The following is a 24,043-nucleotide window of genomic DNA, read 5'->3' as shown; positions in this document are numbered from 1 at the left end:
GAGGGGCGTCGCGACCTGGCCACCCGGCTCATCGACCTGCTCCTGCACGGCATTGTGAAGAGCTGACACGCCCGAGCCGGCTGGTGGGAGACTCGCCGGCCGGGAGGGCGCGGGGCCCGGTGTGTCCGTGAAGACGGTGGCCCGGCGCGTCCTTCACCACCGCGTTCGACAGAACCAAGACGCGCCATGAACATTTCCCCGTCGCTCCGATAACATGTTCGAACTCGCGCCGACCGCCCCTCCACCCGACACCAGAATTCATGCCACCCAGCGCGAAAAGTGACCCTGTTCAACCACCCACACATCGGCCAGACAGTTGACATCTGAAACATCGCGGAAGTTTCCCCGAATACCCGGGATAACGACACCCGCCGCGTGGCGTCAACCACGCGCCATACTGTGGGCCACGGCTGGTGTGGCGGCACTCGGTTTCCTCATCGCCCTGGAGATCTTCGCGCGTCGTCGCGCCGGCATACCGGGGCCGCTGACCGAACAGGCGAAAGAGACGATATTCGCGCCCAAGCCGGGGCCCCTGTACGCCGGTCTGGCCCTGACGATGGTGGTGCTCACCTGGCGGCAAAGGTTCGTCGCCGCCGGTGCCGCGATCGGCATCGACGTCGTCTTCGTACTGGTGCGACGGGCGACCGACGCCGAGGTGGCCGACGGTCACGCCTTCGGCAACGGCGCCTTGTGGGTGATGCTGGGCCTCGCGGTCATCGCCGTCACGCGCCGCGACGGCCGGGAACGCGTCCTGCTGCTGAAGGGCGTCGGGCTGGGCCTGCTGCTGGCGATCGGCCGCAAGACCGGTGACATCTGGCTGCTCATCACCGCGAAGACCCGCCCGGCCGTGCTCGATCAGTACGTGGCGACCGCCGATCAGGCGCTGGGCAATCCCTCGTGGCTGCTGGGCCGGATACTCCAGGCCACCGACCCGGTCGGCACGCACGTTCTCGCCCTCGTCTACGCGCAGCTCGCGGTGGCCGCGGTCGTGGTCGCGCTGTACCAACTGCGCAACGTCGGGGTCGAAGGCCGCTTCCCGCGCCACCATCTGGTGCGCACCTTCCTGGTGATCGGCCTCCTCGGGCCGGGCGTCTACATGCTCTTCCCGGTGGTCGGGCCCGTCTTCGCCTACGGCCCGGGCGCCTCCGGAACCGGCGGCGTGCAGTGGGCGGTGGCCGACCTGTGGCCCCATACGCCACCGCCCGTCACCGCCCCGCACCCGATGTTCTACGACGAGATCACCCCGCGTAACTGCATGCCCAGCCTGCACACGGCGTGGGCCACCGCGATCTTCATCCATACCCGCAACGGCCCACGGCTCCTGCGGTACGCGGGCACGTTCTGGCTGGTCGCCACGCTCGGCGCGACGCTGGGCTTCGGCTACCACTACGGCACGGACCTCATCGCCGGCGTCGTGTTCGCGCTCACGATCGAGGTGGCTCTGCGCTCGCTCGACCGCGGCTGGGACCGGTCGGGCGTCCAGCTCGTCGCGTACGGGACGGCGGTCTTCGCCGTGCTCCTGGTCTCCTACCGTTATCTGCCGACGCAGATGGCCGGGCATCCTTGGCTGTTCGGACCACTTCTCCTCCTGGCGATGGTGTCGGTGATCCACCGTTACGTACGCGTCACCGAGCTGTGGGAACCGAGAGCCGCTCCGGCACCACAGCCGGACCCACGACCCGAGCTGGTCTGAACTCGACCGCCAGGACACCGCCTGGCGCCGGTCAGGATTGCGTGATCTTCACGGCGTCGATCACCCAGTACCAGTCGTTGCCACCGGTGTAGCGGAAGCGGACCCGGGCCGTCGTGGCGCCCGCCGGGACCTGGAGCGTGACGGTCTCGGTGCGGGAGGGGACGTCGGCGGTGTAGGTGCGGACGGTGACGGGGGTGCCGCCGTCGTAGGAGACCTGCACCTCGCCCTTCTGCGTGCCGTCCTGCCGGTAGAAGGTGGTGTAGGCGAGGGTGGCGGTGCGACCGCCGGTGACCTTCCAGGCGGGGCCGACGAGGGTGGAGTCGAAGGTGCCGGAGACGGCCCGGTCGCTCCACTCGTCGCCGTCGGCGACCGCGAAGACGTTCCGGGCGCGGACGTTGCACTCGCGGTTCTGGTCGCGCTGGGTCTGGGTCCAGAACTCGTCGGTGGTGAAGGACCAGCCACGCCACTCGGTGACCCCGCCGCCGCCCATGGCGGAGTTGTCGACGGACCAGCCCGGCGGCGGGGTGTGCGTGAAGCCGGTGAGCCCGGCGGCGATGCCGGTCTCGTCGACGCGGGTGAGCAGCCGGCCGCGCAGCGCGTCGAAGTCGTCCGGCGCGGGCTGCTGGACGGGGCGGCCGTCCAGATCCCAGGCGGGGTCGAGGGCGATGCCCAGGTGGGCGAGGGCGGAGGCGGCGACGTCCGGCATCTTCACGTCGTGGCGGACCGAGCCGGCCGCGAGGCCCGCGCCGGTGGCGATCAGGAAGGTCTGGCGTTCCTGCGAGGTGGAGCCGCCGTGGCCGCCGGCGTCGGTGTGGCCGTGGTCGGCGGTGACCATGATCAGCCAGTCCTCGGTGGCGTAGGTGGAGCGGGCCTCGACCGCGGCGACGATCCGGCCGACCTGGGCGTCGGCGGTGTGGATGGCGTCCAGGTACTGCTGGGAGGCGGCGCCGTAGCCGTGGCCGGCGTGGTCGATGCCGTCGAGCTGGACGAAGACCGCGTCCGGGTCGCCGTCGCGCAGTCGGGCCACGACGCGGGAGGTGGTACCGGTGTCGTACTCGGCGCTCGGCGTGGACACGCGGGTGTCGACCGCGGCCGAGAAGACCGTGTCCGTGATCGGCGCCCAGGAAGCGATGGCGTACGTGCTCAGGGCCGGCTTCGCGGTCTCGGCGCGGGTGAGGAAGTCCGGGTACTGGGTGAACCTGTTGCCGGTGAAGGCGTTGTCCTTGACGTTGTGCTTGTCGGGCCAGACACCGGTGATGACGGTCGACCAGCCGGGGCCGGACAGGGTCGGGGCGAGCGGGTTGGCGTAGATGCTGCTGGGCGCGGTCAGGCCGGCGGCCGCCAGGGCGTCCAGGTTCGGGGCGACGGCGTCCTCGATCCGGCTGAGCAGGCAGCCGTCGAGGCCGATGACCAGCACCTTGGGCGTACGGGTCGCGGCGCGTGCGACGGCGCCGAGCGGGCCGCCGGACACGGCCAGAGCGGCGGCGGAGACGAGGAGGGTGCGGCGGGAGGGATGGGGCGACACGTGATTCCTCCGGGTCGGGGAGTACGGGGCCTTCGGGGAGTCCGGGTGTACGGGCGTGTGACGCCGCGGGCTGCGAGCACGGCGACGCCCCCGGGCGATACCAGGGGTGGTGCGGTGGTGCCGGGGGCGTTATGGGGTGCCGGGCGGTGGTGCCGTGGTGCCGGGGTGCCGGGGCATTGCGAGGTCAGGGCGGCGGTGCCGTGGTGCCGGGCGGCGGTGCCGTGGTGCAGGGGGCGTTGCGGGATGGCGGGCGGCGGTGCCGTGGTGTTGCGAGGGTTACGGGGATGCCGGGCGGCGGGCCGGCGCCTGGCGGGCGTATCAGGGGTGCTTGTCAGTTGCCGGTCGCGGTCTTCCAGTCCTCGACGTACTGGGTGAGGTTCTTCTCGATGTCGGCCCAGTCCGGCTGGAAGACCTCCACGCCGTTCATCAGCCCGGTCAGGGCGGTGGCGTTGGCGTCGGTGGCCTTGATGTCCTTGCGGGCGCCGAAGCCGCCGCCGATCGCGCTGACCTGCCGCTGCGCCTGCTCGGTCAGCATGAAGTCGAGGAGCTTCCTGCCGTTCGCGCTGTGTGGGGCCTTGGTGACCAGGCCGGCCGCGTAGGGCAGGGCGAAGGTGGTGGGCTTGCCGTCCGGGCCGGCCGGGAACCAGATGCCGAGGTGGGGCATGGTCTTGGACTGGGCGTAGTTCATCTGCACGTCGCCGTTGGCGGCGAGGAGTTCGCCCTTGTCCACCTTGGGGGCGAGCTTGCCGGTGGAGGCGGACGGGCCGACGTTGTTGGCCTGGAGCTTCTTCAGGTAGTCCAGGGCCTGTTCCTTGCCGCCGAGGTCGTGCATCGCCTTGATCAGCACGGCCGTGCCGTCGCCGGCGACCCCGGGTGTGGAGTACTGGATCCTGTTCTTGAACTTCGCGTCGAGCAGGTCCTGCCAGCTCCTGGGGGCCTGCCTGAGGTCCTTCTTGTCGTAGACGAAGCCGAAGTAGTTGTCGACGACGGTCGTCCAGGTGCCGTCGGCGGCCTTGCCGGTGACCTGGTCGGATCCCTTCGGGGCGTACTTCTGCAGCAGGCCCCTGCCGTCGGCCTGCTGGATGAACGGCGGCAGGGTGACCAGCACGTCGGCCTGCGGGTTGCTCTTCTCGCGGACGGCGCGCTGCACCATCTCGCCGGAGCCGCCCTCGACGTACTCGACCTTGATGCCGGTCTGCTTCTCGAAGTCCTTGAAGACGCGGTCGTACCAGCCGTCGCCGTTCTCGCCCTTGAGGCCGTCGGCGCTGTAGACGGTGACGACCTTGGCGTCGGCGGAGGAGGAGCCGCCGCACGCGGACAGCAGCGGGGCGGCGAGGACGGTGAGGGCGGCGGCGGCCTTGCGGGTGTTTCTCGGCATGGCGGAGTGATCTCCTGGCAGGGGAAGGGCCTGGGGCGGGTGAGGGGGTGCGGGGCCGGCGGTCGGGCCGGTTTCAGCGGTAGGAGGCTCTGGTGCGCACGCGGGAGACGGCGAACAGCACGAGCAGGGTCGCCGCCATGAGGACCACCGCGACGGCGGAGCCGGTGAACAGGGCGCCGCGGTCGGTGGCGGCGTGGATCAGCACGGGCAGCGGGGTCCAGTCGGGCGGGTAGAGCATCATCGTGGCGCTCAGCTCGCCCATGGACAGCGCGAAGCACAGCCCGGCCGCGGCGGTGAGCGAGGGCAGCAGCAGCGGCAGCCGGATGCGCCACAGCACGTACGCCGGGCCGGCCCCGAGGGAGGCGGCGGCCTGCTCGTAGGCCGGGTCGAGGCGGGCCAGGGCGGCGGACACCGACTGGTAGGCGAACGCCGTCACCAGGACGGTGTGGGCGAGGATCACGATCCAGCGGGTGCCGTTGAGCAGCAGCGGCGGCTGGGAGAAGGCCACCAGGACCGACAGGCCCACCACCACCGACGGCACGGCGACCGGCAGCACGAACAGCGCGTCCATCACCCTGCGCTGTGCTCGACCCAGCGCGGCGGCGGCCAGTGCCGCCCAGGTGCCCACCGTCAGCGCGAGCGCACTGGCCGCCGCGGCGGTGAGCAGACTGGTGGTGAGCGCGTGCAGGGCCTCGCCCCGGGCCACGGTCCGGTAGTTGGCGGTGGTCGGGCCGGAGGGCAGGACACCGGACCAGTGGGTGGCGAACGAGGCGCCGAGGACGACGAGGAGCGGAAGGGCGAACAGGGGCAGGATCAGCAGGGCGAACACCGCCCACACCGCCCAGCGGGCCCCGCGGCTATGCACCAGCACGACGGCTCACCACCCGGTACAGGCCGTACAGGCCCACGGAGATCAGGACGTCGACGACGGCGACCGCGCACGCGCCCGGATAGTCGGATTCCAGGATCGCCTTGCTGTAGACGAGCATCGGCAGCGTGGTGACGTCCTTGGCGCCGGTGAAGAGCACGATGCCGAACTCGTTGAGGCACAGCACCAGCACCAGGCTGCCGCCGGCGGCGAGCGCGGGCAGCGCCTCGGGCAGGATGATCCGCCGGACGATGCGCGGGGCGCCGGCGCCGAGGGAGCCGGCCGCCTCCAGTTGCGCGGTGTCCAGCTGCGCGAACGCGGCGAGCAGCGGGCGCATCACGAACGGGGTGAAGTAGGTGACCTCCGCCAGCAGCACGCCCCAGGGCGTGGTGAGGAAGTCGAACGGCCCGTGGGCCGCGCCCGTGGCCCCGGTCCACAGCCCGTTGGCCACGCCGGTCCGTCCGTAGAGGAACAGCAGGGCCAGCGTGATCAGGAAGGACGGGAAGGACAGGAAGACGTCGACGAACCGGGCGACCGCCTTGGCACCGGGGAACGGTACGAACGCGATGACCAGGGCCAGCAGGAACCCGAGCACCAGGCAGCCGGCGGTGGAGGCGAGCGCGATCCACACGGTGGTCCACAGCGCCTCGCGGAACGCGGCCGAGGCGAACACGTCGGTGTACGGCTGGAAGGAGGTGCCGCCGCCGTCGGGCCGGAGGGACTGCCGGACGACGAGGGCGAGCGGGTGCAGGAAGAACAGCGTGAGCAGGGCGACGGGGGGCAGTGCCCACAGCAGCCGCCGCGCGGTGCGGACGGGCCGGCCGCGCGCCGCGGCGGGGGACGCGCCGCCCGCGTCGCGCGAGCCGGGGCCGGGGGCGGTGAGGTTCGTCCGGCCGGACTGCGGCGCGGGGTCCAGCGGGCCTGCGGCGGGGGCCGCCCGCAGCGCGGGTTCACCGGTCATCGCCGCTCACCCCCGCCGCCAGCAGCACCGCGTCCTCGGGTGCGAAGTGCACGGTGATCTCCTCGCCGTGCGCGGGCGTCTCGCGCAGCTCGGGCCGGTCCACCATCACCGTGTGGCCGCCGACGTCGACGTACAGCCGGTGCGTGGAGCCGCGCCACTGGATCTCGCGGACGCTGCCGGTGAGCCGGTTGGGGCCCTCGCCCAGGCCGACCAGGTGCGGCCGGACGCACAGGGTGGCCCGCGCGCCGGCGGCGGCGCCCGCCGTGTCCAGCGTCAGCTCGGCGTCGCCGAGGACGGCGCCCCGGGCGGTGACGGTGACCGGCAGCAGGTTGGCGTTGCCGACGAAGGAGGCGGTGAACGCGTTCGCGGGTGCCCGGTACAGCTCCTGCGGGGTTCCGCACGCCTGCAGGCGCGCCTTGTCCATGACCGCGATCCGGTCGGCGAGGGTCAGCGCCTCCAGCTGGTCGTGGGTGACGTACAGGATGGACACCTCGGGCAGTTCCCGGTGCAGCCGGGCCAGTTCGGCGAGCATGCCCGAGCGCAGCCGGGCGTCCAGCGCGGACAGGGGCTCGTCGAGCAGCAGCACGGCCGGCCGGATGGCCAGCGCGCGGGCGATGGCCACCCGCTGCTGCTGGCCGCCGGACAGCTCGCGCGGACGGCGGCGGGCGTAGCCGGCCATGCCGGTCATCTCCAGGGCCTCGGCGACCCGTTCGCGGATCTCGGCCTTGGGGGTCCTGCGGGCCTTGAGCCCGAAGGCGACGTTGTCCTCGACCCGCAGGTGCGGGAAGAGGGCGTACTGCTGCACGACCATTCCGATGCCCCGCCGGTGGGGCGGCAGGTCCGTCACGTCCCGCTCCCCGAGCAGCACCCGCCCCGACGCGGGCCGCACGAACCCGGCGACCGCCCGCAGCGCGGTGGTCTTGCCGGAGCCGGACGGCCCGAGCAGCGCCATCACCTCGCCCGGCGCGACGGTGAGGTCGAGCGCGTCGAGGACGACGGTGCCGTCATAGGCGACCGTGACGGAGTCGAACCGGATGCTCATCTCACCGTTCTCCCCGCAGCAGGGCCGGGAGGGCGGTGACGGAGTCCAGCACGTGGGTGGCGCCGGCGGCGTGGAACTCCTCGTCGCCGTGGGCGCCGGTGCGCACCCCCGCGACCAGGCCGGCGCCGGCGCGCAGGCCGCTGAGCACGTCGTAGGAGGTGTCGCCGGCGACGGCCACCTGGTGGACGGCGTCGGCGGCCTTGGTGCGCAGGAACGCCTCCAGCACCATGTCCGGGTACGGCCGCCCGCGCCCGCCGGCGTCGGCGGGGCACAGGGTCAGCGGGACCAGGTCGCGCCAGCCGAGCGCGTCGAGGATCGCGTCCTGGGTGACCCGGGCGAAACCGGTGGTCAGCACGACGGTGCGGCCGTCGGCCCGCAACTGCTCGATGGCCTCGCGGGCGCCGGGGACGGGGGCGACGAGCCCGCCGTCGACGAGTTCGCCGTACGCCTGCTCGAAGGCGGCGTTGGCGCGCCGGGCGTCCTGCTCGGTGCCGAACAGGTGCCGGAACACGGAGATCTTCGACTCGCCCATGGTGGCGCGGACGTAGGCCAGCTTCCCGGCGTGGTCGGCGGAGCCGGGCTCGACGCCCAGTTCGGCGGCGGCCGCGGCGAAGGCCCGCTCGACCAGGCCGCCGTCGGCGACGGTGGTGCCGGCCATGTCCAGGACGACCAGCCGGATGTCGGGGGCGGCCGGGGTGCCGGGCTCGCCGGGGCGCCCGGGGGTGCGGAGGGTGGTCGTGTCGGTCATCGGGTCGTTCACCACTCCAGGTCGTTCGCGGTCTTCTCGGCGATCGCGGGCGCGCAGGTCATGCCGCGTCCGCCGGGCCCGGTCACCAGCCAGACCCCCTCGCGCACCTGCTGCCGGTGCACCACCCGCGCCGGGTCGGTGCACTGCGCGTACACCCCGGCCCAGCGGCGGCGGATCTTCGGCAGCGGCCGGCCGAGCAGGGACTCCACGACGCCGGTGAGGTGGTCGTAGGGGTCCTCGACGGTGTCGAAGGCGAAGGGGTGCTCGTACTCGTGGGTGTCACCGATGGTCAGGCCGCCGTCGGCGCGCTGCACCATCAGCAGCTGCATGCGGTGCGCGGCGGCCGTCTCGGGCTGCGGCCGGCGGGCGTTGAGTTCGTCCAGCGCCGCGGAGGCGTACGCCGGGTAGTAGCGGAAGCTGTCGGCGTCCGCGACGGAGGTGGTCAGCGGCTCGCCCAGCGGGTCGGTCTGCATCATCTGCAGCCGCACCCGGCGCACCGGCAGTTCCGGGCCGGCCAGTTCCCGCACCAGTCCGCCGAGCCAGGCGCCCGTGCACAGCACCACCACGTCGGCGGTGTGCACGTCGCCGTGGTCGTCGCGCACGGCACTCCGGCCGACGACCCCGCGCACCTCGCGGCCGGGCAGGAACGTGTAGGCGGGGTGCTTGAGCAGTTCGGCGCGCAGGGCGCGCTGGGCGGTGCGCGGTTCGACGGCGGCGTCCCGCTCGCAGTACAGGGCCGCGTCGAACGACCCGCGCAGCGCCGGGTTGACGGCGCGGGCCTCCCCCGGGGTCAGCAGCTTGTAGCCGCGGGCGGCGGCGTCCGGGCGGGCCACGGCCGCCTCGGCGACGGCGTGCTCCAGCTCGCCGCGCACCGGGGTGAGGGAGCCGTTGGCGCGGAAGCCCAGCGCGGGCACCCGGCCGCCGATCGCCTCCCACAGCTCGCGGGCGCGCAGGGCCGTCGAAAGCTCCTCGCCGCCCGCGCGGCCGCTCACCCAGATCTGCCCGAAGTTGCGCAGCGAGGCGCCGCGGGCCTCGGCCTCGCGCTCGATCTGCACGACCTCGTGGCCGCGTTCCACTGCCTGCCAGGCGTGCATGGTGCCCACCACGCCGGCTCCGACGATTGTCACTTTCACGACGGCAAAGCTCCTCTCGAACGGCGAACCGGAAGAGTCCGGCTGACAACGAGAGCCTGAACGAGCCATCACGATTGGGCTAGACCCGTTATCCATTCGTGACACACCCCCTCGGGGAGGGGATGGTGCGTCTCTCAGCCCCGCAGGTGCGTGGTGAAGGAGAACCGGTCGCCCCGGTACAGGCTGCGCACCCGCTCCAGCGGGCGGCCCTCGGTGTCCCGGGAGACGCGGTGGATCAGCAGCATCGGCAGCGCGGGCGGGGTGCCGATGAGCAGCGCCTCGCGCGGGGTGGCCAGCACCGTCTCGATGCGTTCGTCGGCGTCCCCGAAGGAGATCCCGAGGCCCTCGAGGTAGCCGTAGAAGGAGGAGTCCGGATCGAAGTCGGCGTCCAGGCGCGGGACGCGGGCGACGGCCACGTACGTGCTCTCCAGGCCGACCCGCTCGTCGTCCGCGAGCAGCACCCGCTCCAGGTGCCACACGGGCTCCCCCCGGGTCAGCCCGGTCTCGGCGGCCAGCGGCTCCGGGCAGGGGAAGCGGTCCAGGGTGACGAGGGTACGGCCGGGGGTACGGCCCTGACGGCGCACGCCCTCGGTGTAGCTGGCCAGCGACAGCGGCTGCTCCAGCTTGGGCCCGGCGACGACCGTGCCCCGGCCGCGGCGCCGCAGCCTGCCCTCCAGCACCAGCTCGCGCAGCGCCTGCCGCACGGTCTCGCGGGCGACGCCGTAGTCCTCGGCCAGCTCACGCTCGGTGGGGATCGGGCGGCCCTCCCCCAGTTCGCGCACGTGGCGGTCGATCCTCGCCTTCACCGCGTAGTACTTGGGGATCCGGCCGTGCTCCGGGATGCCGGAGCGGACCGGGGCGCCGGGGGCCTGGTCGTTCGGGTAGTCCACGCAGGGATCGTGCCAGACCGGCCCGCCGGCTTCACCAGCGCGTCCCGCCCGGCGGTCAGCGGGCGCCGGCGAACGGGTCGGCCTTGACGACCTTCAGGCTGATCTTCGAGCCGTCCGCCGTCTCACCGAGGCCGGAGGCCGTGATGTCCGTCGTGGTCGGCCATGTGGTGCCCGGCCACACGCCGTCGGCCTTCTCGGTCACCGAGAACGGGGACTTCCGCGCGCCGCCCACGACCGTCACGGTGACGGTGTACGTCATCCGCGCGTCCCCGTCGTTGTGAATGGTCAGCGGTACGACCTCACGTCCCGACTCCAGGCGGGGGGTGTACGCGACGACCTCCCCGTGCGCCGCCGTGGCCGCGGGCTTGCCGAACCCGTCATCGCCGGGGTCCGGGACAGCGGTGCCGGCCGGGCTGACGGGGTCCCCGCTGGGGGCGGCGGCCGCGCGCTGGGCGGCCGCCTCTCGTGCCGCCTCGCCGGGGTCCCCGGCCGTCTTCGACGGCGTGGGCGCCGCCTCGGCACCCGCCGAGGACCGCGGCGGGGAGGGCGCGTCGGCTTCTCCGCCTCCCTGGGTGGTGCAGGCGGTCAGGGCGAGCGTCCCCGCTGCCATGGTCGCTAACAGGACGCGTGCGGGAACCCGGGCTTGGCCGGGCAGGTCGTCAGTCACGGATGAACCGTCCCATGTGTGTCAAGCGCCTGCGCCCGCGACCTGTGCGTAGGGCTCGTGCGGGTGGGTCTCGGAGAAGACGCGCAGCAGGGGTGTCCGGCGCCGGGTGTCCGCGTCGGCGCGGGCGGCCTCGTAGACCTGGCCGATGTGCAGCAGGTCGGGTTCGGCCAGGTGATCGCCGATGAGTTGCATGCCGACGGGCAGGCCGTGGTGGTCCTCACCGACCGGCAGGGACAGGGCGGGCAGGCCGGTGATGTTGGCCGGCGAGGTGAGCCGCAGGAGGCCGTCGGTGATGTCTTCCGTGTGTCCGTCGTTCCATCGCATCACGGTCCGCGAACGCGGAGGCGCCGTGCAGGCGACGGTGGGTGTGGCGAGAACGTCGATGGTGGTGAACAGCTCGCGCCATGCCTCCCTGATGAGGCTGCGGCTTCGCTGTGCTCTCAGATAGGCGTCGGCCGTGATCATCCGTCCGGCCTCCAGGAGGGTCCGCAGACCGTCGCCGAAGAGCTCCGGGTGGCGACGCAGGTGATCGTCGTGCGCCGCTGCCGCCTCGGGGGCGACATGGCCCCACAGCGTGGGGATCACATACGGGGTGAGGGGCATGGTCACGTCGACCGCGGTCGCTCCGAGGTCGACGAGCCGGGCCGTCGCCCGCCGCACCGCGTCCGCCACGTGCGTTTCCACGTGGTCGAAGAAGTAGTTCGCGGGGACCCCGACCCTCACGCCCCGAAGGTCCTCGGCGCCCTTGCCGAGCCGGGGCGGATGCGGTGAGACGACGCTCGCCGGATCCCGCGGATCCCGGCCGGCGATGGCGTGGAGGACCAGGGCCGCGTCCTGGACGCTCCGGGTGAGGGGGCCGACGTGGTCCATGGACCAGGACAAGGGGGCCACGCCGAAGCGGGAGACCACCCCGTAGGTGGGTTTGAGGCCCACGAGCCCGTTGAACGACGCGGGGACGCGGATGGAGCCGGCGGTGTCGGTGCCCAGGGCGAAGGTGGCGGAGCCGACCGCCACGGCGGCGGCCGACCCGCCGCTGGAGCCGCCGGCGATCCTGTCGCGCGCCCAGGGATTGGCGGTCTGGGGGGTGACGAGGCCGTAGGCGAACTCGTGCATCTCGGTCTTCCCGACCAGGATCGCGCCGGCCGCCGTCAGACGGTCCATGACCGCGCTGTCCTCGGCGGCGACCCGCTCGGCCCACACGGAGGAGCTGGCCGTGGTGAGGATGCCGGAGGCGTCGATGTTGTCCTTCAGCGCGAAGGGGACGCCGTGCAGCGGGCCCAGGGAGCGGCCCGCCATCACGTCCCGCTCCGCCTGGGCCGCCCTTGCCCGGGCGGCCTCGGCCGTGCGGGTCACGAAGGCGTTGAGGGCGTCCTCGGTGTCTGCCGCCCGTTGGAGGACGGACTCGGTCAGTTCGACCGGGGACAGCTCCTTCGCGGCGATGGCCCGGGCAGCGGCGGCGGCGGTGAGTTCGTAGGGCTGGGTCACCGGAGTCTCCCGGTGCCGCCGCGGCCGGTGACGGTGAAGACGGGTGCCGGTGCGGTTCCGGTGAGGTCCAGCGCGTCCAGGGTCCTGATGATCCCCGTGATGCGGGCCGCCAGCTCCGCGGCCCGGTGCTGCGGGAAGTCTGCCTCAGGCTGGTCGCCGGAGGACGTTCCTGGGGCGCTGCACGAGGGCGACGGCATGGGTGTGTCCTCTCGGAACTTCGTGCGACGGACGTCGCTGCCGGGCGGCTGAGGTGCCCGACGCCCCTGCTGACGGGGGATGGACTCACAGGGACGTCGGGCGGTCTCGAAGGCGCCGGCCGGCGGCGGTGCCGCCGGCCGGCTCGGTGGCGCTACACGTCGAGGGTGACGTCGTACGACTCGAGCCAGGCGTTGAGCGACAGGGGCACCTCGAGGTCGATCCGGGTGATCTGCGTGCTCTCGGCACTGACGGGCCGGGTCAGCCGGTCCTTGACCCGGCCGAGATCCAGCAGGGGCAGGATGGGCGCGTCGCCGCTGGAGAGGACTTCGGCGAACCGGTCGCGCAGCTTCTTCTCGTAGCCGGAGTCCTGGGTGCTGGGGTAGGGCGCCTTGACGCGTTCGGCGATGGACTGCGGGAGCACGTCGCGCGTGGCGGCGCGCAGCAGGCTTTTCTCGCGCCCGTCGAACTTCTTCATCGACCAGGGAGCGTTGAAGACGTATTCCACGAGCCGGTGGTCGCAGAAGGGGACCCGGACCTCAAGGCCCACGGCCATGCTCATGCGGTCCTTGCGGTCCAGGAGCGTGTTCACGAAGCGTGTGAGGTTGAGGTAGGACAGCTCCCTCATCCGCTTCTCCAGTCCGCTCTCCCCGGGCAGTACGGGGGTTTCGGCGATGGCGGTGTGGTAGCTGTCGCTGCGGCGGCCCGGTATGTCCAGCCGGGTGAGGAGGGACGTGTCGAAGAGGGGCGTGCCGTCGTAGAACGGTCCGGGTGTGCTGGTGAGCCAGGGGAAGGTCTCGGCGGTGAGGACCTCGGGGTCGTGGAACCAGCTGTAGCCGCCGAAGAGTTCGTCCGCCGACTCCCCGGACAGGGCGACGGTGGAGCGCTGGCGCACGGCCTGGAAGAGCAGGTAGAGGGAGGGCCACAGGTCGCCGTACCAGACGGGCGGCAGGTCGGTGGCGGCCAGGACGGCGGCCCGCACGGCGGGGTCGCTGAGGTCGTCGCTGTCGAGGAGGATCTCCTTGTGGTCGGCCTTGACCAGTTCGGCCAGGTCGCGCACGAAGGGGGCGTCCGGGGTGCTGCGCAGCGGGTCGGGGACGAAGTTCTCGGCGGCGCCGACGAAGTCGACGGAGAAGGACCGTACGGGTCCGGCCCCCTGGTCCTTGAGCGCCTTGGCGGCCAGGGCGGTGACCGCCGAGGAGTCCAGGCCCCCGGACAGCAGGCTGCACAGCGGAACGTCGGAGATGAGCTGCCGGGAGACGATGTCCTCGAGCAGTTCGCGCACCGTGCGGATGGTCTGGTCCAGGGAGTCCGTGTGCTCCTTGGCTTCCAGTGCCCAGTAGCGGTGCTTGGTCAGTCCCTGCCGGCCCACGCGGACGAGGTGACCGGGACGGACCTCGAACATGCCGGTGAAGATGGCGTGTTCGGGGGTCTTGACCATGTCGAGTATCTCGCTGAGGCCGTCGGCGTTGACGCGGCGGGGCACCTCGGGGTTGGCCAGGATCGCCTTGGGCTCGGAGCCGAAGAGGACACCGTGGGGGGTGGGGAAGTAGTAGAGCGGCTTGACACCCATGCGGTCGCGGACCAGGAACAGTTCCTCGCGGCGGGTGTCCCAGATGGCGAAGGCGAACATGCCGTTGAGCTTGGTCACGAAGTCCACGCCCCAGTGCAGGTAGGCGCGCAGGACGACTTCGGTGTCGCTCTGGGTCCGGAAGCGGTGACCGTGGGAGACGAGTTCGGAGCGCAGTTCCCGGTAGTTGTAGATCTCCCCGCTGAAGGTCAGGACGGCCAGGACGCGGCCGTCGTCCTCCGCGAGCATGGGCTGCTTGCCGCCTTCGATGTCGATCACGGACAGCCGGCGGTGGCCGATGGCGGCGTGACGGTCCGTCCACAGGCCGCTGGCGTCCGGGCCGCGGCAGGCCATGGTCTGGGTCATCGCGTCTGCCGTCGCACGCTCGCGGGTCAGATCACGTTCGAAGTCCACCCATCCGGCGATTCCGCACATGTGTGATGTCCTCTCGTAGCTGTATTGGGGACCGGAGGTCTGCGATCGGCCGCCCGGACCGTTCGCGCTGCGGCAAGGTCCGGGCGTGCCAGGTCTCGGGGAAGGCCGGGGCGGGTCAGGCGTTGTCCGGCCAGGTCAGGCGTCGGGCGTAGTGGACCCATACGGCGATGACCATGAGGGCGGCCGTCATGCCGCCCAGGGTCATGACCGTCGAGGGCGAGCTGGCGTCGACGACGATTCCGCCGGTCAGGGCGCCGAGGGAGATCGTGGCCTGGAACGACGCGGTGAACATGACGGAGGCGGCCTCGGGGGTGTCGGGACTCGCCTTGGTGAACCACGTCTGGGAGGAGACGGGCACCGCCCCGTACGCGACGCCCCAGACGATCAGGAGGGCGACAGCTCCGGCTTTCCACTGACCCAGAACGGGCAGGAGCAGGGTGGCGGCGGCGATCATGCCGGCGGCGGTGCCGAAGGTGGCCCGCGGGTGCCGTGCGACCAGGGAGCCGCCCAGGAAGTTGCCGAGGATGCCCGCCGCGCCGTAGATGAGCAGGAAGACGGTGATGAGCCCGGAGCCCGCGTCGGTGACCTGCTCGAGGAACGGGGTGACGTAGGTGTACGTGCCGAAGTGCGCCAGCACGACGAGAACGGTCAGGAGCAAGGCGAAGCGGGTGGCGACGCTGTTGAGCATGCCCCGCAGGACGCCCAGGCGGGTGGTCTGCTGCGGTGGCAGGGGCGGCGTGACGATCAGCAGCATGATCAGTACGCCGACGGTGAGGCCGCCCATGGCGATGAACGCGGTACGCCATCCGGCCAGGTCGCCGATGAACGTGCCGGCCGGTACGCCGAGTACGGAACCCAGGGGCACCGCGGAGAAGATCACCGCTGTGGCCCGGCCGACGGATTCGGCGGGGACCAGCCGTTCGGCCAGTGAGGCGCCGATGGACCAGAAGCCGCCGATGACGATGCCGACGATGACACGGGAGACCAGGACCAGCCAGTAGTCGGGGGCTACCGCTGCCAGGAAGTTCGCCGCGGCGAGCAGGACCATGAAGGCGCACAGCATCAGGCGGCGGTCGATCCGCGCGGTCGCGACCGTGACGACGGGTGCGGCGATCGCCGCGAGGAAGCCGGGCATGGTCATCATCAGTCCGGCCATGCCGTCGGAGATGGTGAAGCTCGCACCGATCTTCGTCAGAAGTCCGATGGGGAGGATTTCCGTGGTGACGATGGAGAAGATGCCCAGCATCACCGCGACGACGGCCAGCCATCCGATCACCGGGGAGCGGTGCGGTGAATCGGCCCCGCCAGGATCGCGCGTGGTGGCGGTGGTGGATGCAGCCATGAATTCCGTCCTGTGATGAGTGTGCTGTTGCCTGATCAGTTCAGCAGGCGCGGCGGGGCGAGGGCTGGCAGATCTGCGACATGAGCGCCGTCGCGAAGGGTGGCGTCGCAAATCCGCTCATCGGCGTCCTCGCGGTCGTCGCAGGTCACCGGTTTGATGAGGGGGTTCCACGGCGAAGATCCGACGTCGCTCAGTTCATGCGCGACTTGGGCAAGTTCCTTCTACGACGCACGCGCATTGCCGTACATATGTGCGCTGTGGGCGTACTCGTGTGCGACTTCGGCAAGATTGCGTTGACCGGTGCGGAGAGCCGGATGAGGGTGGGCCCCATGCCGATATCCGTGGCTCTACTTTTCCCTTCAATAGTTGCTGGATTGGACATCTCAGCAGCCCGTGAGGTTTTCGGTGTCGACCGTTCCGATCTGGTCGACCCGTGGTACGAATTCGCCGGCTGGGCCCCGGACGATGCCGAGAACTGCGATGCCTGCCGCGTGGAGCGGCTGTGGAGCACAGACCAGCTGCCGAAGGCGCACACCATCGTGGTGCCGGCCTGGCCGGACGTGCACGAGGAACCGCCGGCCGCCCTCGTCCGGGCGCTGCGGACCGCGCACGGCGCCGGATCCCGTGTCGTCGCCGTGTCGACGGGGGTGTTCGTGCTCGCGGCGGCCGGGCTGCTGGACGGCCGGCGGGCCAGTGTGCACTGGGCGCACGCCGACGCTCTGACCGCCCGCTACCCGCAGGTCAAGGCCGACTCGGCCGCGCGCTACCTGGACGACGGCGACCTGCTCACGTCCGTGGGCGGCGCCGCCAGTCTCGAGCTCTTCCTGCACGTGGTCAGCCTTGATCACGGCAGTGCCGTCGCGAAGGCGCTGGCTCGCCGCCTGTTCGCCCCCTTCGCCGACCCGGGCACGGACGCCCCCGCGATCGCCGAGCACGAGACGGACCAGGTCCTCGCGCAGATCCTGCCGTGGGTCTCGGAGCATCTGGAGCACGAGCTGACCGTGGACGACATGGCCGAGCAGGCCCGGGTCAGCCGTCGCACGCTGACTCGCCACTTCCGCTCGCACACCGGTATGGCGCCGTTGCAGTGGGTGCTGTCGCAGCGGGTGCACCGGGCCCAGCGTCTGCTGGAGACGACGGCCATGAGCGTCGAACAGATCGCGACGCAGTGCGGGATGGGAACCGGAGCGACCCTGCGCCGGCACTTCAACCGGACCACGGGCCTGTCGCCGGACGCCTATCGTCGTTGGTTCCGTGCCAAGGGGGCGGGAAGCCCGCCCAGCCGGGCCTGAGCGCGGGGGGCGGCCCCGAGTGCCGCGTGCTGCGCGCCGTGCGCCGCCGGCGGGTGGCGCCGCCCCGCCCGCCGTTCACCGAGGAAAGGGAAGCGTGTGACGAACCAGCCGGCTCCGGCGCTGCCGGACGCCTTCTACTACGACCTGGGACGCGGCCGTTTCGAGAGCAGTACGGCCACGGCCGGCCCGTGGAGCCCGAAATGGCAGCACGGCGGTCCTCCGTCGGCGCTGCTGGGCCGCGCCATGGAGGAGCACGAACCGCGTGAGGGCTTCCACATCGCCCGCGTGACCGTGGAACTGCCGCGCCCCGTTCCCGTGGCGGACCTGCGGGTCTCGGTGCGGACCGTCCACGCGGGCCGGCGCGTCGAGCTGCTGGAGGGGGAGATCAGCTCGGACGCCGGTCCGGTGATGCTGGCCAGGGCCTGGCGGGTGGCCGCCAGTCCGGCCGACACGCCCGCACTGCGGCCCCATCCGCCCGCGCCCGCGCTGCCCGGCGCCCAGGCCCCGCACACCATGGCGGGGGCGCATCTCGACGGCTACATCGCGGCCATGGAGTGGCGTTTCGAGGCGGGCGGGGGTTTCGACGTGCCCGGGCCGGGGGTGGCGTGGGCGCGGCAGCGGATCCCCCTGGTGGCGGGGGCCGCGGACACCGCGCTCACCCGCGCGCTGACGTTGGCGGACAGCAGCTGGGCCGTCGCGTTCGAGCTGGACCACCACCGCCGGCTCGTCATCAACACGGACGTGACGCTGGCGTTGCACCGGCCGCCGGCCGGGGCGTGGCTGTGCGTGCGCTCGGCCACGTCCGCCAGCCCCGGCGGGTCGGGGCTGGCGGTCGGGCAGTTGCACGACGAGAGCGGCGAGTGCGGCCAGGTGACGCAGACACTGCTGGTCAATGAGCGGTGAACGGGGGGCGGCCCGCGCCGTGCGCACGGGCCGCCCCTCCCACCGCCGGCGGTTCTCGCCCGGCCTCCTAGCCCGGCCAGGAGACCAGCAGCTTGCGCGGGCCGCGGAAGGAGACGTTCGCGGGGAAGTCGAAGTCCTGGTCCTCGACGACCTGCATGCCGGGGGCGCGCCGTGCCAGGAGGTCGAGTGCGATGCGGGCCTCCATGCGGGCCAGGGCGGCGCCGATGCAGTAGTGGATGCCCTGGCCGAAGGCGAGGTGCTTGCGGGAGTCCTCGCGGTGGATGTCGAAGGCCTCGGGCTCGTCGAAGTGGGCGGGGTCGCGGTTGGCCGCGCCCAGCAGCAGCAGGATCTTCGCCTGCGCGGGGATCTCGACGCCGCCGACCGTGACGGCCTCGGTGGTGATGCGCCGCCAGGCGGGGATGCTGCTGTCGTAGCGGAGCACTTCCTCGACCGCCTTGGGGATGAGGGAGCGGTCGGCGCACAGCTCCTCCCACTGCGCGCGGTTGGCCAGCAGCCGGCGCACGGCGTTCCCGGTGAAGCTGGTGGTCGTCTCGTGCCCGGCGAAGCTGAGGCCGTAGGCGACGTTGGTGATGTCCGCGATCGAGAGGCTCTCGGGATCCTCCCGGTGGATCCGGACGAGGTCGCTCGTGAAGTCGTCGACGGGGTCGGCCGCGCGCTTGGCGACGAACTCCTCGCAGTAGCGCCAGTAGTTGACCATGTTGTTGGCGATGTCGCGCTGTTCGTCGGGGGTCGGCTTGCCCCAGCTGAAGGCGATGCGGTTGCCGCACCACGACTTGAGCATGTCCATGTCCTCATCGGGGAAGCCGATGAAGGTGAAGATCATGTAGGCGGGCAGGGGGTAGGTCAGCGCGGGGACGAGGTCCACGATCCCGGGCTGGATCTCGTCGACCAGTTCGGTCGCCTTGGCCCACACCTTGGGCTCGAGGACCGAGATCCGCCGGGCGGAGAACGCCTTCTGGTTGTGCCGGCGAATGCGGGTGTGGCGCGGCGGGTCGCAGTCCGACATGACCGGATAGGCATGGAATCCGGCCTTGACGATGGTCTGGGCCTCCTGCGTCAGGGGGAACACAGGGCGCTGCCCGACGGCGGCGGAGAAGACGCGCGGGTTCATCAACGCGCTTTGGATGTCCTCGTACCCGGTTATCACCCACATGTCTATCGCCGGCGCATAGAAGGCGGGTCCTTCTTCACGCACGGCGGACAATATCGGGTAAGGGTCCTCGACGTAGGCGTCACCCAGCGGGTTGAAGCTGTGGTTTACCGGGCATGCCGTCATGTCCGTCATAACGAAACTCCCAGGGCTCGGCGGCCTTCAGTCTCACCCGCCGCCGACCGTTTTGAAAACCGGAAAATTCTGGGCATCAAGCGGGGTTTTTTATGTCTGAGCGAATAAGCCTGCGCCAGCTCGACTATTTCGTCGCGGCGGCCGAAGCGGGAACGCTGACCGGCGCGGCGGAGCTGCTGTACGTGTCGCCCTCGGCGGTGTCGGCCGGCATCGGCGAGCTCGAACACCGGGTAGGGGTGCAGCTGCTGCTGCGGGCCAGGGCCAAAGGGCTCACCCTGACGGCCGCCGGACGCCTCTTCCTGCCCCAGGCCAAGGCCCTGCTGGCGAGCAGCGAGCAACTGCGCGCCAGTGTGCAGGAGATGGGGCGCCGCCCGACCGGGCGTCTGGTGATCGGCTGTTTCACGACGCTGGCCCCGTTCCTGGTGCCGTGGCTGCTGGCGGAGTTCCCCTTCGCCCACCCCGGCGTGACCCTGGACTTCGTCGAGGGCTCCGCGACCACGTTGCAGCGCCTGCTCCGGGACGGGCGCTGCGAGGTGGCGCTGCTGTACGGGGTGGACGTGGACGACGGCATCGCGTTCGACAGGCTCCACTCCGTCCAGCCGCACGTCCTCCTGCCGCAGCACCATCCGCTGGCGGACCGGGACAGCGTGCGTCTTTCCGATCTGGCCGGCCTCGACATGGTGATGCTCGACGTGCCGCCCAGCCGCCGCTACTTCAGCGACCTGCTCACGCGGGCGGGGATCGCTCCGGTGGTACGCCACAGCACGTCCAGCTTCGAGGTGGTCCGCGGCCTCGTGGCGCGGGGCGCGGGGTACTCCCTGCTCATCCAGCGCCCCGCCCTGAACGTCAGCTACGAGGGGCGGGCGGTGCAGGTGCGCCGGATCGCCGACGAGGTCGCGCCCCTCGATGTGGGACTGGCGCGTCTGGAGGGCGCGCACGTGACCCAACGGGCGGCGGCGTTCGCGTCGTTCTGCCGTGCCGGTGTCGCGCGGGCGCCCTGGACGGGGGCCGCGGCGGCGCACGGGGCGCCGCAAGGTTGATGTCGTAAACCTGCCAGCCCTCGTGGGGGCGGAGACTCAGGATGGGCCCATGCATGAGAATGCGGAACACTGCGTCCGGGCAGTGCAGTCCAAGGACGCGCGGTTCGACGGCTGGTTCTTCACGGCGGTGCTGACCACGAAGATCTACTGCCGGCCCAGCTGCCCGGTGGTCCCGCCCAAACCCCAGAACATGGTCTTCTATCCCAGCGCGGCGGCCGCCCAGCAGGCGGGGTTCCGGGCCTGCAAGCGCTGCCGTCCCGACGCCACGCCGGGCTCGCCCGAATGGAACGTGCGGGCCAGTCTCGCCGCGCGCGCGATGCGGCTGATCAAGGACGGCATCGTGGACCGGGAGGGCGTGCCCGGCCTGGCGGCCCGTCTGGGGTATTCGACGCGCCAGGTCGAACGGCAGTTGCAGGCGGAGGTCGGAGCCGGGCCCGCGGCCTTGGCGCGTGCCCAGCGCGCCCAGGCCGCCCGCCTGCTGATCGAGACCAGCACGCTGCCGATGGCGGAGGTGGCGTTCGCGTCAGGATTCGCGTCCATCCGCACGTTCAACGACACGGTGCAGAGCGTGTTCGGCATGACGCCCTCCGAACTGCGCCGTCGCGGCCGTCCCTCGGCCACCGCGGGGGCGGTGGCCCTGCGGCTGCCGTTCCGTTCCCCGTTGTGCCCCGACAGCTTGTTCGGGCATCTGGCCGTCACGGGCGTGCCGGGGGTCGAGGAATGGCGCGCCGGTGCGTACCGTCGCACGCTGCGCCTGCCTCACGGGCACGGCATCGTCGAACTGAGGCCGACGGGGGCGTCGTACATCCAGTGCACGCTCCATCTGTCCGACCTGCGCGACCTGACCATCGCCATCAACAGGTGCCGGCGCCTGCTGGACCTCGACGCCGATCCGGTGGCCTACGGCGAAGCGCTGCACGACGACGACGTGCTCGCCCCGCTGGTCCGCAAGAGCCCCGGCCGGCGCATCCCGCAGACGGTCGACGGCGCGGAGTTCGCGATCCGCGCCATGCTGGGACAGCAGGTGTCCACGGCCGCCGCCCGCACGCACGCCGCGCGTCTGGTGCGGGCCCACGGCGATCCCGTGGTGGACGAGACGGGGGGTCTGACGCATCTGTTCCCCTCCCCCGCCGCCCTGTCGGCCCTCGACCCGGCCGCCCTGGCCCTGCCGCGAAAACGCAGGGACGCCGTGCTCGCCGTGGTCGACGCGCTGGCGTCGGGGCGTCTCGACCTCGGTGCGGGCAGCGACTGGCAGGAGGCCCGTGCCAGGCTCGGCGCGCTGCCCGGTGTGGGGCCGTGGACGGTGGAGACGATCGCCCTGCGCGCCCTGGGGGATCCCGACGCCTTCCCGGTCACGGACCTCGGTGTCAAGCTGGCCGCCGCCGCCCTGGAGCTGCCGGGCACACCGGCCGCGCTGCTGCGCCGCGCCCGGGTGTGGCAGCCGTGGCGCGGCTACGCCGTGCAGTACCTGTGGGCCACGGGAGATCACCCCATCAACGAGATGCCCGCCGGCGACATCACCTCGCCGCCCCCGTCGGCGCACCGCGCGCGCAACGCGTGACGGCCGGCGCGGGTCCGCGCCGGCCGTCACCCGCGTCGTGCCTGCGACGCGGCGGCACTCAGGTGGTCAGGTCCACGAAGTGGGCCCAGGAAGGACGGACCACCTCGCTGATCCTGTGCAGCACACCGGGGGAGACGACGCTGTCGACCGTCAGCGCGACGGCGGCCTCGCCTCCTTCGGTGTCCCGCGCCACCTGCATCACGGCGATGTTGACTCCTGCCTCGCCCAGGATCCGTCCGATGGTGCCGATCATGCCGGGCACGTCCTTGTACTGGAGGAACAGCATCCGGTCGGTGATCTCCAGCTCGATGTCGTAGTCGGCGATCCCGGTGAGTCTGCGGATGTTCCTCGGCCCCGACAGGGCTCCGGAGACCGCGAGCGCACGGCCGTCGGCCAGGGTGCCGCGCAGGGTGATCTGGTCGGTGTGGGACGCGCTCTCGGAGCTGGTGAGGAAGCGGACCGCGCCGATGCGCTCGCGTGCGACGAGGGGGGCGTTCACCAGGGTGACCCGCCGGCCGTCGGCGAACATGCCCGTCAGCACGCCCCGTTCGAGCACGGAGACGTCGTGCTGGGTGACCGGGCCGTGCACCTCGACGTCGAGATCCACGGGAGGCTGCCCACCGGCCAGGGCCGTGAAGATGCGGCCGAGGTCGCCGGCGAGCGGGAGGAAGCGCGTCACCTCGGCGAGGGGAGCGGTGACGTGCAGATTGACGGCGTCGGGAACCAGCTCTCCGGCGAGGGTCCGCCGGACGGCGTGCGCGACCGTGGTGCCGGCCCTGTCCTGGGCCTCGACGGTCGAGGCGCCCAGGTGCGGAGTGCACACGACGTTGTCGAGGGCCGGCAGGGGCGAGTCGGTGCAGGGCTCGGTGACGAAGACGTCCAGGCCCGCTCCGGCGACGCGTCCCTCCGTCAGCGCGGCGGCCAGGGCCTGTTCGTCCACGATGCCGCCGCGGGCCGCGTTGACGATGCGCACGCCCGGCTTGACCCGTCGTAGTTCCTCGTGGCCGATGAGGCCGGTCGTCTCGGGCGTCCTGGGCAGGTGCACCGTGATGAAGTCGGACGCGGCGAGGAGTTCGTCCAGCGTCACCGGCTTCGCGCCCGCCTCGGCCGCCTGGGACGGGGACAGGTAGGGGTCGTAGGCGATGACCCGCATGCCGAAGGCGCGCATGCGGTGGGCGACCAGCCGTCCGATGCGTCCGAGTCCCACGACGCCCAGGGTCTTGTCCGCCAGTTCCACCCCGGTGTAGCGGCTGCGCTGCCACTGTCCCTGTTTCAGCGACGCGTTGGCCTGGGGGATGTGGCGGGCCACCGAGATGATGAGCCCGCAGGCGAGCTCGGCGGCGGTGACGCTGTTGGAGGCGGGGGCGTTGACGACGGTGACGCCGGCCCGTGTCGCGGCGTCGAGGTCCACGTTGTCGAGGCCGACCCCTGCCCGTCCGACGACCCTGAGGCGGGGGGCGGCGGCGAGTACTTCGGCGTCCACCCGGGTCGCCGAGCGCACGAGGAGGGCGTCCGCCTCGCGCACGGCCGCCAGCAGCCCTGCGCGGTCGGCGCCGTCGCAGTGGCGGATCTCCACCTGGGGGCCGAGCGCGTCGATGGTGGCCGGCGCGAGGGCTTCGGCCAGGAGCACGATGGGGGTTGTCATGGGGCTCGATTCCGGTAGGAGAACGGCGGTGGGCTCTCAGGAGGTGGTGGTGCGCTCGGGTTCGCCGGCCACGGAGGGGTGGTCCGCCTCGAGCGGGGGCTGGGAGCTGGCTCCGCCGGGGGCGCCGACGGTCGCGAAGACGTCCCGCTCGACGCCGAGGTAGTTCGCCCAGTGGGCGGGCAGGTCGTCCTGGTAGAAGACGGCTTCCACCGGGCAGACCGGTTCGCACGCGCCGCAGTCCACGCATTCGTCGGGCTGGATGTACATCTTCCGGGGGCCTTCGTAGATGCAGTCGACGGGGCATTCCTCGATGCACGCCTTGTCTTTGACGTCGATGCACGGCTGCGCGATGACGTAGGTCATG

General features: G+C 71.9%; 21 protein-coding genes. 5 read left to right on the top strand and 16 right to left on the bottom strand.

Annotation, left to right across the window (positions count from 1 at the left end):
* Positions 1-394 precede the first annotated feature (394 nt).
* Positions 395-1,693 carry a phosphatase PAP2 family protein gene (locus AB0947_RS29555; protein WP_366753405.1) on the top strand — a complete coding sequence of 433 codons (1,299 nt, stop codon included), beginning with the start codon at positions 395-397 and terminating at the stop codon, positions 1,691-1,693.
* 31 nt (positions 1,694-1,724) lie between these two features.
* Here AB0947_RS29555 and AB0947_RS29550 read toward each other — a convergent pair whose 3' ends face one another.
* The 13 genes from AB0947_RS29550 to AB0947_RS29490 all read right to left on the bottom strand — a co-directional run bounded on the left by AB0947_RS29550 (position 1,725) and on the right by AB0947_RS29490 (position 15,932).
* Positions 1,725-3,218: an alkaline phosphatase family protein gene (locus tag AB0947_RS29550; RefSeq protein WP_366753397.1), complete on the bottom strand. Its 1,494-nt coding sequence runs from the start codon at positions 3,216-3,218 to the stop codon at positions 1,725-1,727.
* A gap of 331 nt (positions 3,219-3,549) precedes the next feature.
* Positions 3,550-4,596 carry a 2-aminoethylphosphonate ABC transporter substrate-binding protein gene (locus tag AB0947_RS29545; protein WP_366753396.1) on the bottom strand — a complete coding sequence of 349 codons (1,047 nt, stop codon included), beginning with the start codon at positions 4,594-4,596 and terminating at the stop codon, positions 3,550-3,552.
* 73 nt (positions 4,597-4,669) lie between these two features.
* Positions 4,670-5,467, bottom strand: a complete 798-nt coding sequence (locus tag AB0947_RS29540) for an ABC transporter permease subunit (protein WP_366753395.1) — start codon at positions 5,465-5,467, stop codon at positions 4,670-4,672.
* The gene (locus AB0947_RS29535) at positions 5,454-6,425 is read right to left on the bottom strand and encodes a 2-aminoethylphosphonate ABC transporter permease subunit (RefSeq protein ID WP_366753394.1); all 972 of its coding nucleotides are present in this window, start codon (positions 6,423-6,425) and stop codon (positions 5,454-5,456) included. The genes AB0947_RS29540 and AB0947_RS29535 overlap by 14 nt, the downstream gene beginning before the upstream one ends.
* On the bottom strand, positions 6,415-7,467 hold the full coding sequence (locus AB0947_RS29530; protein WP_366753393.1) for an ABC transporter ATP-binding protein: 1,053 nt from the start codon (positions 7,465-7,467) through the stop codon (positions 6,415-6,417). Before AB0947_RS29530 ends, AB0947_RS29535 begins: the two co-directional genes overlap by 11 nt.
* Position 7,468: 1 nt before the next feature.
* A complete protein-coding gene (locus AB0947_RS29525; RefSeq protein ID WP_366753392.1) occupies positions 7,469-8,215 on the bottom strand; it encodes an HAD family hydrolase in 747 nt (248 codons plus the stop codon).
* 8 nt (positions 8,216-8,223) lie between these two features.
* Complete coding sequence (locus AB0947_RS29520) at positions 8,224-9,348, bottom strand: TIGR03364 family FAD-dependent oxidoreductase (RefSeq protein ID WP_366753391.1); 1,125 nt, start codon at positions 9,346-9,348, stop codon at positions 8,224-8,226.
* A 134-nt stretch (positions 9,349-9,482) separates the two neighbouring features.
* On the bottom strand, positions 9,483-10,238 hold the full coding sequence (locus AB0947_RS29515) for a GntR family transcriptional regulator (RefSeq protein WP_366753390.1): 756 nt from the start codon (positions 10,236-10,238) through the stop codon (positions 9,483-9,485).
* Positions 10,239-10,293: 55 nt separating this feature from the next.
* Complete coding sequence (locus AB0947_RS29510; protein WP_366753389.1) at positions 10,294-10,905, bottom strand: hypothetical protein; 612 nt, start codon at positions 10,903-10,905, stop codon at positions 10,294-10,296.
* A 21-nt stretch (positions 10,906-10,926) separates the two neighbouring features.
* Positions 10,927-12,390, bottom strand: coding sequence for an amidase (locus tag AB0947_RS29505; RefSeq protein ID WP_366753388.1), 1,464 nt, complete (start codon positions 12,388-12,390; stop codon positions 10,927-10,929).
* The gene (locus AB0947_RS29500; RefSeq protein WP_366753387.1) at positions 12,387-12,587 is read right to left on the bottom strand and encodes a hypothetical protein; all 201 of its coding nucleotides are present in this window, start codon (positions 12,585-12,587) and stop codon (positions 12,387-12,389) included. Before AB0947_RS29500 ends, AB0947_RS29505 begins: the two co-directional genes overlap by 4 nt.
* A gap of 152 nt (positions 12,588-12,739) precedes the next feature.
* Complete coding sequence (asnB, locus tag AB0947_RS29495; RefSeq protein WP_366753386.1) at positions 12,740-14,590, bottom strand: asparagine synthase (glutamine-hydrolyzing); 1,851 nt, start codon at positions 14,588-14,590, stop codon at positions 12,740-12,742.
* A gap of 115 nt (positions 14,591-14,705) precedes the next feature.
* A complete protein-coding gene (locus AB0947_RS29490) occupies positions 14,706-15,932 on the bottom strand; it encodes an MFS transporter (RefSeq protein ID WP_366753385.1) in 1,227 nt (408 codons plus the stop codon).
* Between the two features lie 374 nt (positions 15,933-16,306).
* Between AB0947_RS29490 and AB0947_RS29485 the strand changes: the two genes are divergently transcribed.
* Complete coding sequence (locus AB0947_RS29485; RefSeq protein WP_366753384.1) at positions 16,307-17,224, top strand: helix-turn-helix domain-containing protein; 918 nt, start codon at positions 16,307-16,309, stop codon at positions 17,222-17,224.
* A gap of 96 nt (positions 17,225-17,320) precedes the next feature.
* Positions 17,321-18,127, top strand: a complete 807-nt coding sequence (locus tag AB0947_RS29480; RefSeq protein ID WP_366753383.1) for a thioesterase family protein — start codon at positions 17,321-17,323, stop codon at positions 18,125-18,127.
* Between the two features lie 67 nt (positions 18,128-18,194).
* Here the strand turns inward: AB0947_RS29480 and AB0947_RS29475 are convergent, their stop codons facing one another.
* Positions 18,195-19,343: a cytochrome P450 gene (locus tag AB0947_RS29475; protein WP_366753382.1), complete on the bottom strand. Its 1,149-nt coding sequence runs from the start codon at positions 19,341-19,343 to the stop codon at positions 18,195-18,197.
* A 182-nt stretch (positions 19,344-19,525) separates the two neighbouring features.
* Here AB0947_RS29475 and AB0947_RS29470 point away from each other — a divergent pair, with 182 nt between their 5' ends.
* Together AB0947_RS29470 and AB0947_RS29465 are read left to right on the top strand one after the other, a co-directional pair.
* Positions 19,526-20,473, top strand: a complete 948-nt coding sequence (locus tag AB0947_RS29470; protein ID WP_366753381.1) for a LysR substrate-binding domain-containing protein — start codon at positions 19,526-19,528, stop codon at positions 20,471-20,473.
* Between the two features lie 49 nt (positions 20,474-20,522).
* Positions 20,523-22,034: an AlkA N-terminal domain-containing protein gene (locus AB0947_RS29465; protein ID WP_366753380.1), complete on the top strand. Its 1,512-nt coding sequence runs from the start codon at positions 20,523-20,525 to the stop codon at positions 22,032-22,034.
* Positions 22,035-22,092: 58 nt separating this feature from the next.
* On the opposite strand, the gene serA is transcribed toward AB0947_RS29465, so the two are convergent.
* The gene (gene serA, locus AB0947_RS29460) at positions 22,093-23,679 is read right to left on the bottom strand and encodes a phosphoglycerate dehydrogenase (RefSeq protein WP_366753379.1); all 1,587 of its coding nucleotides are present in this window, start codon (positions 23,677-23,679) and stop codon (positions 22,093-22,095) included.
* Between the two features lie 36 nt (positions 23,680-23,715).
* The gene (fdxA, locus tag AB0947_RS29455) at positions 23,716-24,042 is read right to left on the bottom strand and encodes a ferredoxin (RefSeq protein WP_366753378.1); all 327 of its coding nucleotides are present in this window, start codon (positions 24,040-24,042) and stop codon (positions 23,716-23,718) included.
* Between the last annotated feature and the right edge of the window lies 1 nt (position 24,043).

The organism is Streptomyces sp. NPDC047841 (genome assembly GCF_040704085.1).
Classification (GTDB): Bacteria; Actinomycetota; Actinomycetes; order Streptomycetales; family Streptomycetaceae; genus Streptomyces; species Streptomyces argyrophylli.
Note: the sequence above shows the minus strand (reverse complement) of the source record. Positions and strands in the feature narration are given on the sequence as shown.